Annotated in this window: 13 protein-coding genes and 2 tRNA genes; 11 read left to right on the top strand and 4 right to left on the bottom strand. The window is 36.3% G+C overall.

The window, feature by feature from the left end:
• The coding region (locus AB1630_06310; GenBank protein ID MEW6103413.1) for a radical SAM protein at positions 1 to 499 on the bottom strand (499 nt) is incomplete at its 3' end.
• Positions 500 to 578: 79 nt separating this feature from the next.
• Here AB1630_06310 and AB1630_06315 point away from each other — a divergent pair.
• The 5 genes from AB1630_06315 to AB1630_06335 all read left to right on the top strand — a co-directional run bounded on the left by AB1630_06315 (position 579) and on the right by AB1630_06335 (position 5290).
• Positions 579 to 1025, top strand: a complete 447-nt coding sequence (locus AB1630_06315) for a response regulator (GenBank protein MEW6103414.1) — start codon at positions 579 to 581, stop codon at positions 1023 to 1025.
• Complete coding sequence (locus AB1630_06320) at positions 1018 to 2031, top strand: HD-GYP domain-containing protein (protein MEW6103415.1); 1014 nt, start codon at positions 1018 to 1020, stop codon at positions 2029 to 2031. The genes AB1630_06315 and AB1630_06320 overlap by 8 nt, the downstream gene beginning before the upstream one ends.
• Positions 2028 to 3482, top strand: a complete 1455-nt coding sequence (locus tag AB1630_06325; protein MEW6103416.1) for an N-acetylmuramoyl-L-alanine amidase — start codon at positions 2028 to 2030, stop codon at positions 3480 to 3482. The genes AB1630_06320 and AB1630_06325 overlap by 4 nt, the downstream gene beginning before the upstream one ends.
• Entirely contained in the window at positions 3479 to 4003 is a 525-nt protein-coding gene (locus tag AB1630_06330; GenBank protein ID MEW6103417.1) for a GerMN domain-containing protein, read from the top strand. Before AB1630_06325 ends, AB1630_06330 begins: the two co-directional genes overlap by 4 nt.
• 246 nt (positions 4004 to 4249) lie before the next feature.
• Positions 4250 to 5290: a DUF1646 family protein gene (locus AB1630_06335; protein ID MEW6103418.1), complete on the top strand. Its 1041-nt coding sequence runs from the start codon at positions 4250 to 4252 to the stop codon at positions 5288 to 5290.
• A 140-nt stretch (positions 5291 to 5430) separates the two neighbouring features.
• Here AB1630_06335 and AB1630_06340 read toward each other — a convergent pair whose 3' ends face one another.
• Positions 5431 to 6969, bottom strand: coding sequence for a hypothetical protein (locus AB1630_06340; protein MEW6103419.1), 1539 nt, complete (start codon positions 6967 to 6969; stop codon positions 5431 to 5433).
• A gap of 229 nt (positions 6970 to 7198) precedes the next feature.
• Here AB1630_06340 and rplA point away from each other — a divergent pair, with 229 nt between their 5' ends.
• Positions 7199 to 7888, top strand: coding sequence for a 50S ribosomal protein L1 (rplA, locus tag AB1630_06345; GenBank protein MEW6103420.1), 690 nt, complete (start codon positions 7199 to 7201; stop codon positions 7886 to 7888).
• 32 nt (positions 7889 to 7920) lie between these two features.
• Positions 7921 to 8445, top strand: a complete 525-nt coding sequence (gene rplJ / locus AB1630_06350; GenBank protein MEW6103421.1) for a 50S ribosomal protein L10 — start codon at positions 7921 to 7923, stop codon at positions 8443 to 8445.
• Between the two features lie 77 nt (positions 8446 to 8522).
• Here rplJ and ilvC read toward each other — a convergent pair whose 3' ends face one another.
• The gene (ilvC, locus tag AB1630_06355) at positions 8523 to 9521 is read right to left on the bottom strand and encodes a ketol-acid reductoisomerase (GenBank protein ID MEW6103422.1); all 999 of its coding nucleotides are present in this window, start codon (positions 9519 to 9521) and stop codon (positions 8523 to 8525) included.
• Between the two features lie 31 nt (positions 9522 to 9552).
• On the opposite strand from ilvC, the gene AB1630_06360 reads away from it, so the two are divergent.
• Positions 9553 to 9637: transfer RNA gene (locus AB1630_06360), tRNA-Leu, on the top strand.
• A 98-nt stretch (positions 9638 to 9735) separates the two neighbouring features.
• Here AB1630_06360 and AB1630_06365 read toward each other — a convergent pair.
• Positions 9736 to 9807 (bottom strand) — tRNA-Gly (locus tag AB1630_06365).
• A gap of 42 nt (positions 9808 to 9849) precedes the next feature.
• On the opposite strand from AB1630_06365, the gene AB1630_06370 reads away from it, so the two are divergent.
• From AB1630_06370 to AB1630_06380, 3 genes are all read left to right on the top strand, one after another.
• Entirely contained in the window at positions 9850 to 10845 is a 996-nt protein-coding gene (locus AB1630_06370) for a DUF933 domain-containing protein (GenBank protein ID MEW6103423.1), read from the top strand.
• Between the two features lie 22 nt (positions 10846 to 10867).
• The gene (locus AB1630_06375; GenBank protein MEW6103424.1) at positions 10868 to 12235 is read left to right on the top strand and encodes a hemolysin family protein; all 1368 of its coding nucleotides are present in this window, start codon (positions 10868 to 10870) and stop codon (positions 12233 to 12235) included.
• Positions 12236 to 12298: 63 nt separating this feature from the next.
• Positions 12299 to 12466: ATP-binding protein (locus AB1630_06380; protein ID MEW6103425.1), on the top strand; the 168-nt coding region annotated here is incomplete at its 3' end.

Here is a 12466-nt window from a genome sequence, read left to right on the forward strand (position 1 = left end):
CCATAATCTCACTATTATTTATACCCTTCATACAAACCATATTTACCTTTATAAAAAACCCATTTTTCTTTGCCATTTCTATCCCCTTAATAACCCTATCTAGCTCATCAAAACCCGTAATCTCTTTGTATTTCTCTCTTACAAGGGAAGAAAGGCTTATATTTATCCTTGAAATACCACAATCTTTGATAAGGGAAAGATAATCAGAAAGAAAAATTCCATTTGTTGTTAAAGAAAATTCCATATTATCTATCTTTGAAATATTATAAAAAAAATCCTTTAATCCCCTTCTTATTAAAGGCTCACCACCTGTTATCCTTGCCTTTCTAATCCCAAGAAAATACCCTGTCTTAATTATTTCTATTATCTCCTCAAGCCTTAACATTTCCCTATGCTCTTTTTTCAAAAATGGCTTGCAATAAATACACCTTAAATTACAATGGTCTGTAATGGAAACCCTTAAGTAATCAATTATTCTTCCAAATGAATCCTTAAGCACACCAAGATTTTACCTCACAAATTGCCAATCAGTCAAATTTTTCTTGCAAAGATATATAATCTTTGATATAATACTAAATATGAATAAAATTCTAATTATAGAAGATGACGAGGATATGATTCATATCCTCAAGTCTATTCTTGAGCTTGAGGGATATGAAATAATTTATGCAGGCGATGGAGAGTCTGGGCTTTTAAAGGCAGAGGAATATAAACCTACCCTTATTATCCTTGACCTTATTCTTCCAAAGATTGATGGAAATGAGGTTTGTAGAAGGATAAAAAAAGATGCCACACTTTCCAAAACACCTATAATTATGCTTACAGCAAAGACAACAACAAGGGATGAACTAGAAGGGATTATGGATGGAGCCGATGATTATATTACAAAGCCATTTAATCCATTGGATTTGATAGAAACAATCAAATACCTTCTTACAGGGACAAAAGATATTACTGACTCAGAAGAAAGAAGAAGAAAGAAAATAAATCGGCTTCAGACAAGACTACTCTTTGAAAATGAATAAAGAGAAGCTTCTTAATGATATTTCAAAAATTTGCCTACAAGAGGATGATTATGAAATCGCCCTTTTTAAGATAATAGAGGCATCTACCTCTTTTTTAAATGCAGATTCTGGTTTTATCTATCTTTCAAAAGATAAGGAGGGATTTATAAAAACAGTATCCTACGGAACAATTGAGATTCCAAATAAAATAGAAATAGGAAAGGGAGGTATTGGCTATGCTATTTCTGAAGAAAAACCCCTTATTTTATCAAGAAATGAATTACCTGAAATACAGGGTATAAGTCAAGCTATGATTGCACCTTTGTATGATAAAATGGGTTTAAAAGGTATATTTGGTCTTATCAGCTTAAATGCTAAATTTTCTGAAAATGACCTCTCTATATTTTCACAAATACAAGGAGAAATAAATCTCTGCCTTGAAATATTTAGGCTTTCCAAAAGCATCTATGAAGGTGTGCTTTTTTCTACAGTTCAATCTTTAGTTTCTGTTGTTGAGGCTATTGATCCACACCTTCGTGGTCATTCCTGGAATATGGCAAGGTATGCTGTAGCATTAGCATCCAAAATAGGTCTTCCAAAGATTCAGATTGAGGCTATAAAATATGGCTCCCTCCTTCATGGAGTAGGAAGAATTGGCATACCTGATAAGATATGGAAGAAAGGAGGTCCTCTTAATGAGGATGAATTAAAGGCAATGAGGGCACATGTAATCATTGGAGAAAAGATTGTAGAAAAGGCAGAATTTCCATTTGATGTAGCAAGCATTGTCAGATCCCACCATGAAAACTATGATGGAACAGGCTATCCAGATGGATTAAAAGGTGATGAGATACCAATAGGTGCAAGGATAATTGCATTAGCAAATGCTTGGGAGGCAATGACAGCTGAGCGACCATATCGCCAATCAAAAACAATGGAAGAGGCAATTGCTGAGATAAAAAGCAAAAAAGGAATTCAGTTTGACCCAGAAATGACAGATATTTTTCTTTCTATGGTAGAAAGATGAAAAAGAAAGTCAGAAGTCAGAAGTCAGAAGTCAGAAGGAAAGGTTTTTCCTTCCTCCTTCTTCCTCCGCGCTCCCTTCTGCTCTTCTGCTCTTCTGCTCTTCTGCTCTTCTGCTCTTCTTTTGGCATATGTTTTGAGAAGATTCTCATTTACAATTCCGATGCTAATCTTTATGTCTATGCTCCATACCTTCAAGAAGAGGAGCTTATCTCTTTAAAAGAGGCTTCTTCTGCCTTTAAGGCAGCATTTGATTTTAACCCTGTTATTCAAGAGGCATCCTTAAAAAAGGATGGGATAAAATGCTTTTTATGGGCTAACAAAGATAGGGCTATTCTTGATAAAAAAGAAATTACCCTTTCATCTTGCCCAAAACTTATATCTTCCAAGATTTATGTTCCTGTTGAGCTATTAAAGGCATTTGCTGAAAGGTTTAATATGAAATTGGATTTTGATAAGAACCAGATAGTAATTGCAAAAAAATTAAGCCTTGCTAATACAAATAATGGTTTTTGGCATATTCTAAAGGATGGAGAAACCCTATGGAGGGTTTCCCAAAATTATGGCGTAGAGCTTTCCTCCCTTCTCTCCCTTAATAAAATCATTGACCCAAGGTTTGTTATACCAGGAACAATGCTTTATATCCCTAATCCTGCTTTAAGCAAGGAAGATGAGAATCCCAAACCCCAACCTATAACCCCTGAATTAACAACCCCTATTTTAGAAAAAAAGCCAGAGGATAAATCCATTCTTCAAAAATACGGAATAAAGAAGATTGTCCTAGACCCAGGCCATGGAGGAAAAGACCCTGGTGCAATTGGAAAAAGTGGAGTCAAAGAAAAAGATGTTGTTCTTGATATAGCATTAAGGCTTGCTAAGGAGCTTAAAAAGAACCTTCCTGATACAGAGATAATCTTAACAAGGGATGCTGATTATTATGTCCCCCTTGCTGAAAGAACAGGATTAGCAAATTTTAAGAAGGCAGACCTTTTTGTTTCAATTCATGCAAATGCTGCATTCTCAAGAGCTGCCTCTGGATTTGAGGTTTATCATTTATCCGCTATTGCCTCTGATAAATATTCAGAAGAATTGGCAGAAACAGAGAATATGGTTGTAGAAAGGTTTAAGGAAAAAAAATCTAGCTTAACAAACATCATACTTAAAGACATTGCCCAAACTGAGTTTATCAATGAAAGCATAGAACTTGGTCTTCTTGTTCAAAACAAGGCATGTTCAGGGCTTTCTATGAAAAATAGGGGTGTTAAGTCTGCATTTTTTTATGTTTTGCGTGATGCAAAGATGCCAGCTATTCTTATTGAAACAGGCTTTCTTTCAAATGCATCTGAGGAGGCAAGGATGAAGGATGAAGGTTTCAAAAAAGCCCTTGTTAACATAATATGTGATGCAATCACAAATTATAAGGAGCAATATGAAAAAAAGCTTGTTGAAAGATGAAAAAATGGATAACCCTAATCTTTCTAATTTTACTCATCGCAGGGTTTATTGTTATTTTCTTTCCAAAAAAAATAGAGAAGGGGATATTTATTCCTCCATCTAATAAGATAAAGGTAGAGCTATTTTTTCCCGATAGTGAAGAGCAATGTTTAATCCCAGAACAAAGAGAGATTGAAAAAAGGGAAAAGGAAGAAACTATAGCAAGGCTCATTATAGATGAGCTATTTAAGGGACCTTCACAAGAAAGCCTCCATTCAGCAATTCCAGAAGGCACAAAATTAAGGGAGGTTTATATCTATGATGGTGTGCTTTATGTTGATTTATCGGGAGAAGTTTCAAAAAATCATCCAGATGGTTCATCTGCTGAAATTGCTACCATATTTTCTATTGTAAATACCCTGACATTTAACCTTCCACAATATCCGGTTAAAATCCTTATTGATGGAAGGGAGCAAGAAACATTAGCTGGACATATTAGCCTACAGGAAGCCTTTATTTTTAATAAGGACATTGTGAAATAAATTCAAAATGCAAAAGTCAAAACAAAATTGTGGTAAAGATTTAATAAAATAGTATGTGTTTAGCTGGTTTAAAATTCATTTCTCCCTATATAGAGCGGAAGAACGGAAGAACGGAAGGGCTAACTAAAAGCTTTTTTACTTCCGAGCTTCCACACTTTCTTTCATTGCTTTCTTTAAATATTAGCTAAACATGTACATAAAATATAACCAAAGTTTTAAGTTTTTCGTTTTTAGTTTTGAGTTTTAATGTATCTTATCCTTTTAGCCATAATCTTCTTCTTGGTTCTTTTTCTTCCATTCTTAAATAAAAGGGTAGAAAAGAACCTTGAGGCTTTCTTTCTTATAATGGGCTTCTTTTCTATTTTTAATCTTTTAATCTTTGGAAAAGAAAGCCTTAATATCCAATTTGCCATCCATTGCTTAAAAGAGCCGATGATAATTAGCCTTGCCTGCCTTATATCAGGCTTATTATTTCATCATTTTCAAAGTATAATAAAAAATTTTGTTTTTGCATTAGAAAGAAGAGGAGGCATTCTCTTTCCATTTATTCTCATTGTTTTTCTTGGGGCTATCTCATCAATTATCACGGCAATTATTGCATCTTTGATCTTGGTTGAAGTAATCTATGACCTCTCTATAAAAAGAAATGAAAAAATTGCCTTTTGTGTCATTTCCTGTTTTTCTATTGGCTTTGGAGCAGCATTAACACCTATTGGCGAGCCACTTTCTACCATTCTTGTATCTAAACTAAAGGGAGCTCCCTACAATGCAGGGTTTTTCTTTCTATTTAATCTCCTTTCTACCTATATTTTAGGAGGGATTATTCTTTTGGGAATACTTGGAATATTTATCTATAAAAGGGGAAAGACAGGGTTAGAAATTGAAAAGAAAGAAGAGGAGAAAAAGGAGATAAGAAAGGTATTTATAAGGGCAGGAAAGGTTTATATCTTTATCATTGGCTTACTTTGCTTAGGAGAGGGATTTAGCCCTTTTATCAATCTTTATGTAGCTGGGCTTTCTCCCTTTATTCTCTATTTTCTCAATATAAGCTCAAGTATCCTTGATAATGCAACCCTAACAGCCTGTGAGATAGGGCCACATATGAGCCTATTTCAGATTAAGGCATCTTTGTTAAGCCTCGTTGTAAGTGGAGGGATGCTTATTCCAGGGAATATTCCAAATATTATATCAGCAGAGAGGCTTGAAATAGGGATGAAGGAATGGGCAAAAATTGGCATTCCAATAGGTCTTATATTTTTAATAATCTTCTTTGGCCTCTTGTTTTAATAAAAAGCGGAAAATGGAAATTCGTTTTTTTAATGCACGCCCCACCGTCCTATACGAAATATTCTCCACAATCTTCAATTCAACCATTTTATCAGCAAAATCGCTCAATTGCTAAAATAAAATGTTAAAGAGCAGCAGAATTAGACTTCTGAAATACCCCGTTTTTGTCGAAAAATTTTTATATAGGCAATCTTTAAAAACAAAAAGAAAAGGCATCCAAAGATACAATAGATTGTTTTAATTGTAGAAGAAAGATTATAGGCTTTGAATTCTTTAATCTTCTCTAAAGGAGAAAAATCAAGAAGTTTTAAGGCTGATTCTTTCAGGTTTAAAAGGGAGTGTAGTTGAATTTTTATAAGCTCGGAATAGGAATGGTATTCCCCAAGATAGTCAGGGGAGGAAAGCATAGAAAGGATTAGCGTAAATGACCAGAAGAAGCAAATAGAGACAAGGAAATATCTAATAATTCCTTTTCTTAAGAAACAAAGAAAACAAGCAAGCCCTAAGATAAAAATAGGGGTAAGACCGGTTAGCCTTCTTGCACCAAATGAGATTCCTGCCCACCAATCAGCCACACAGCTATTTACATAGAGCTGAATAAGAATGATTAAAAGAAAGCCTATAAAGAGCCTTTTATCAATTTTATAAAGCAAAAAGAGACCGATGGTGGAAAAGAAAAGGATGGGTGTCCAGGAATATAATCCATGCCAGGAGGAAAAGAGAAATTTAAGGATTTCTGGATTTGTCCATCTCATAAATCCCTCTCCCTGGGGGATAAGAAAGAATTTTCCATAGATTATCTTCCAGGCAATTAGCTGGGGAAGAAAAACAACGAATGAACCAATACCAAATAGAATATGTTGGATAAAGAGCTTATGAATCCTTAGTGGAATAAGAAGAAGGATTCCCAATAAGAGGTTTTGCCATCTAACTAAAACAAGCAAGCCAAAGGAAATGCCATAGATAAACCACCAGACAAGACCATTTTTGTCTTTTGAAGAAACCCACATTAAGAGAAATAAAGAAATTGCAAAGCTATCAGCTAGATGGGAATAATTTGGCATATAATAAAAGCAGAAGACAAATGGGGAAGAAAGCCAAATGGCAAGAAGGGAAAGGAATGAATCTTTGATTAAAAATAGCCTTAAACAGAGCTTTAATGATAGAAATAGGCTTAAGATTCCATAAATACAGCTACCTAAAGAGACAGAAAAAAGATAAAGGTATGAATTGCCGTCGGTTGGAATGATATAGCCTGTTTTAAAAAAATTACAAAACAGGATTAGGATATGGGCAAAAAGAAAAAATGGAATCCAAAGAATAGGGGTTCCTATGGCAAATGGGCTGCTGATATAGCCATTTTGGGTATAATGGAAGTATTTGTTTGCTTCGGGGTTTATCGAGAGACTTTTTAATTCATTTAAAAATGAAAGGTTATGGTCTAGCAACAAAGACCTTGTATAAATAAAGTATCCCAGGCCATCTGGATAGGAAAGCTCTGCTTTCATTAGAAAAAAAAGAGTGGGTATGGCAAGAAAAACGATAATATAAAATGGCCAGTTTTGAAAAAGCTCCTTTTTTATTAAGGCCTCGTATATTCTAAAGGCAACAATCTTAATAAGCCCTTTTTTTTCCTCTTTCTCCTGGATAAACCCCTGCCTAGATTTTTTCTTCTTCACAACCCCATTATATATCGTGGTTAATCAAAAAGGCAAGTTAAACTAAAGGCTTATCTTACCACAAGGGATTTAATGGCAGAGAAGTCCCCTGCCTTTAGCTTGTAGAAGTAAAGGCCAGATGTATTCAGCCAAGAAAAAGGGCAAAAACAGAGTTGAGGGTGAGTAATAAATACATAAAAACAAAAATTACTTGCAAAAGCAAATTGGATAATGGTAAAATTTTATTTTTATGGATAAAAAGGAAGATTTAGGCTTTGAGAAGGATAAAACCTATTCACCAGAAGAGGGGATTGAAATCTTGAAAAAAATGGCAAAATGCAAGTTTGATGAGAGCGTAGAGCTTCATATAAGGCTTGGCGTTAACCCTAAACACGCAGACCAGCAGGTTAGGGGAACAATTGTTTTGCCTCAGGGGACGGGAAAGACAAAAAGAATTGCTGTGTTTGCAAAGGGAGAAAAGGCATCTGAGGCATCCCAAAATGGAGCTGATATTGTTGGCGATGAAGACCTTGTTGAGAAAATAAGAAAGGGGTTTCTTGATTTTGATGTTTGTATTTCAACGCCCGATATGATGAAATCTGTTGGAGGCTTGGGAAAGATTTTAGGTCCCCGTGGTCTTATGCCAAACCCAAAATCAGGGACAGTAACATTTGAGGTAGGAAAAGCAATTCAAGAGATTAAGAAGGGTAGGGTTGAGTATAGGTGTGATGAATATGGAATTGTTCATTCGCTAATTGGAAAGGCCTCTTTTGAAAAGGAAAAGCTATTGCAAAATCTTTCTGCGTTTATGGAAAGTATTATAAAGGCAAAGCCATCAGCAGCTAAGGGGCAATATATTAAAACCATATCTATAGCATCAACGATGGGGCCAGGGATAAAGATAGATGCAAAGCTTATGAAGAAGGCATTAGGAGAGTAAATAAAAATTGCAAATTGAATATGGAAGAAAAGATGAAAAAAGGGCATATTTTAAAACAAGAGATAACGGATAAAATCAAAGAAAGAATAGAAAAGAATAATACCATTATCTTAACAGATATATCTGGCCTCTCTGTTGAGGAGATAACAAGATTAAGGAGGGAGTTTTCAAAGATAGGTGCAATATACCTTGTGATAAAGAATAGGCTATTTATGAGGGCATCTTCTGAAAAAGGCATTTCTATATCTCATAGGCTTACTGGGTCAACGGGATTTCTCTTTTCAAATGATGCCCCTATTTCTTGCAAAACCCTGCTTGGTTTTATAAAAAAGGAGAAAAAACCGTCTATAAAATATGGATTTCTTGACAAAAAAAGGATAGAAAAAATTGATATAGAGCAAATTGCAGCCCTTCCAACAAAGGAAGTTCTTATTTCTCAACTTATATCACAAATCCAGGCTCCAATTACAAACCTTGTTTATACCCTTTCTGGAATTCTTAGAAATTTCCTCTATACCTTAAACGCAATAAAGGAAAAGAAAGAGAAAGAGTCCTAAAAGCCAGAGAGTCTAAAGGGTCAGAGAGTGTATGAATTACAACCTTTTACCTTTAAGCTCCGGGACTCTTTAGACTTTTATTCTGTTTTTCCTGAAATCCAGGGCATCATTTTTCTTAATCTTTCTCCCACCCTTTCTATGAGATGGTTTTTATCAGCAGCAAGTAGGGCATTAAAAACAGGCCTTCCTGCTTGATTTTCAAGGATCCACTCCTTTGCAAAAGAGCCTATCTGGATTTGGGCAAGAATCTTTGTCATTGTTCTCCTTACATCCTCATTGATGACCACCCTTCCCCTTGTTACATCGCCATACTTTGCTGTATCAGAGATTGCCTCCCTCATTCCAGATATGCCCTTTGTATGGATAAGGTCAACAAGGAGCTTTAGCTCATGACAGCACTCAAAGTATGCAACCTCTGGCTGATAGCCTGCTGAAACCAGGATGTCAAATGATGCCCTTATAAGCTCAGAAACGCCACCACACAAAACAACCTGCTCGCCAAATAGGTCTGTCTCTGTTTCCTCCATAAATGTTGTCTCAATAATTCCAGCCTTTGTTCCACCTATTGCCTTTCCATAAGACAGAGCATAATCCTTTGCTTTTCCTGATGCATTTTGGAAAACAGCGACAAGGCAGGGAACACCCCCTCCATCCTCAAATACCTTTCTAACAAATGCACCAGGCCCCTTTGGAGCAATCATAACAACATCTACATCCTTTGGAGGGATGATTTGACCAAAATGGATGTTGAATCCATGGGAAAATCCAAGTATCTTTCCTGGCTTTAAATTTTCCTCAATATCCTCCTTATAGACCTTTGGTGCGATTTGGTCAGGAACCAAAAGCTGGATATAATCTGCGCTATCTGCCGCCTTACCTGGCGATACAGGAGAAAATCCATCAGCCTTTGCTTGCTCAAAACTTTTCCCTTCCCTGTTGCCTATAATAACCTCTATTCCAGAATCCCTGAGGTTTTTAGCCTGAGCATGACCCTGGGCACCATAGCCAATTATGGCTACTTTTTTCCCTTTAAGCAGACTTAAGTCTGCATCGGCTTCATAATAAATTGTTGCCATTTACCTTACCTCCCTTTTATAATATAAAAAAGCCGAAGTGGCGGAATAGGCAGACGCACTGGACTCAAAATCCAGCGGAATTTTCTTCCATAAGGGTTCAACTCCCTTCTTCGGCATTAATAAATAGTACATTGTACATAGTCCTTCGTACTTCGTCCTTTGTACATAGTATTTTTACGAGATACGAAGTACGATATACGAAGTACGAAATTAAAGCGGCCGATGGGACTCGAACCCACGACGTCAAGCTTGGGAAGCTTGCATTCTACCACTAAATTACGGCCGCACATATTTTATATTGTAGAAATAGAAAGAATTTTTTGTCAATATGAAAGTCGCCATTGTTGGTCTTTCCTCATCTGGTAAAACAACCCTGTTTAATGCCCTGACATCCTTAAAGGCAAAGGGAAGGAATATCGGCGTGGTCAAAATTTTAGACGAAAGGATTGATTGTCTTCATAGTCTATATCCCGAGAAAAAAAAGGTTTCCTCTGAGATTGAATTTATAGATACCCATCCCATTAAAAGTGGAACAAAAATTCTTGATTCCGCTAACATAGATGCAATAGCTATTGTTATAAGATGCTTTGAAGAACCAATAGAACCAATAAGAGAGATAAAGACAATATTACAAGAATTTATCCTTTCAGACCTTTTAATAGCAGAGAAAAGGATAACAAGTTTAGCTCCTAAGGGAAGAAAGATGACACAAGAAGAGGAAAGAGAAAGGGTTCTTATTGAAAGGTGTAAAGATAGCCTTTCTAAGGAAATTCCTATTAGAAGAATTGGGTTAACAGACGATGAAAAAAGGCATCTTTCCTCCTATCAATTCTTAAGCGAAAAACCCATTGTTATTGTAGGTAATATAGATGAAGAAGGAAAAGATAAGGAATTAAAGGAGTATGCGAGAATAAATAATGAACAATGTGTTATTCTTAACGCCAAGTTTGAAATGGAAATATCTGAATTAGAAGAAAATGAAAGACCCTTATTTCTCAATGAACTAGGGATTAAAGAATTAGGCATACCCATTTTAATAAAAACAATCTATACAACCCTTGGTTTAATCTCCTTTTTTACTATTGGAAAGGATGAGGTAAGGCTATGGCCCATTAAAAATGGAACAAATGCTTTAAAAGCAGCAGGCAAGATTCATTCAGACATAGAAAGGGGGTTTATCAGGGCATCGGTTGTTTCTTACAAAGATTTTCTTGAAAATCAAGGCTCTCTAGCTCATCTAAAGGAAAAAGGTCTTATTATGTTAGAGGGAAAGGATTACATAGTATGTGATGGTGATATTGTTGAGTTTAAGTTTAATGTATGATTTTTATGTTATGAGGTAAAAAATGATTTTTGCATATTCGCTTATTGTAATTTTACTTATGCTTGTGATAAATGCGATTTTTGCCAGCTACGAAATGGCTTTGGCGTCTGTTTCGCGGATAAAATTGCGCTCGCTAACCCAGGAAAATAAGTATGGAGCCCAAGATGCCTTGTTTATGAAAGATAAAATTGAAGGAAGCCTTGCGGTCATACAAATCGGAATTACTCTGGTGGGTGCAATTGCTGCGGCAGTTGGCGGTGCAGGCAGTAATGAGGCTATATCGCCTTATCTTGATGAGCATTTTAATACAGGGCAGATATTGGCAGATATTTTAGCACTCACCCTGTTTATTATTCCCTTAACCATCATTACGATTATCTTTGGCGAGCTTGTACCAAAAACCTTTGCTTTAAAAAGAAGAGAATGGGTTTGCTTGAAGTTATCGCCAGCTATGCGATCGCTTTATATTGTCTTCTCACCCATAGTTTCTTTCCTTGAGAAGACCGTGAAATCAATTACGGCAAAGGGGGCTGAGAAGATTGGCACTGAGGAGGGTTATGATCTTTTTAACATCCATGAGTTAAAAACCGCTGCATCTATGGCAAGGGCATCCCGGCTAATAGGTATCTGCGAAGAAAAGATTGTGCATTCTGCGGCAGAGCTTTCAACGCGTCCGGTTAAAAATATTATTATTCCTGCAAGCGAAATATCCGTCATTCCTCTTAAGCTGTCATTAGCAGAGGCATTGGTGCGGGCGCATTTTGATATGCATACACGATTTCCTGTCTGTGATGAGGATAATAACCCTCAGTCAATAATAGGGTATGTGAATTTTAAAGATATTATTTATACCTTACACGCAAATCCAAATAATCCGGACCTTCGGGCAATTGTTCGGCCTATGAAATCCTTTGATGCAAATGCAAAGATCTCCAGCGTTATGGAAGAGATGATACGCGATAGCCTGCATATTGCTCTTGTAAAAGATGGCCAGGGAGTAATATTGGGTATGGTAACGCTAGAAGACATCCTGGAGGAGCTCGTTGGCGAAATTCTTGATGAATACGACAGGCTGCCCACCTATATTCATCCTTACAGCAATGGCTGGGTAATGGCTGGCGGAGTTTCTCTTGATAAAGTGGCACAGGTGACAGGGATAGAGATATCTCATCTAAAATCACAAGATCAACCTATGTTAAATACCCTTGCCCAGTGGTGCCGCTATGTCAGAAAAGGAAATGTAAAAGGTGCGGAATCATTTGAACATAATGGGCTTGTTGTTACAGTGCGTAAATTTCGCAGGAAGCAGGTACTGGAGGCTTTTGTTGAGGCACCGGGTGTGATTCATAAATCTGATGGTGATATCATTGAATTTAAATTTAATGTGTGATTTTTTCTAATTTTCTTTAAAAATTTTCCTTGACAATTCCAAAAATATATGTAAAATGGAAGTATGTATTTCAGATTACTAAAGCCACCCAAAGATAAAAGCTTCTTTTTATTTGGCCCACGGGGCACAGGTAAAACAACATGGGTTAAATCAACCTTTACTGATGCTTTGTATATAGACCTGCTGGAGGCAGAACTGTTTAATGACCTTACGGCTAATCCGGGCAGGCTT

It is taken from the genome of bacterium (assembly GCA_040753555.1).
Lineage (GTDB): Bacteria > UBA9089 > UBA9088 > UBA9088 > UBA9088 > JBFLYE01.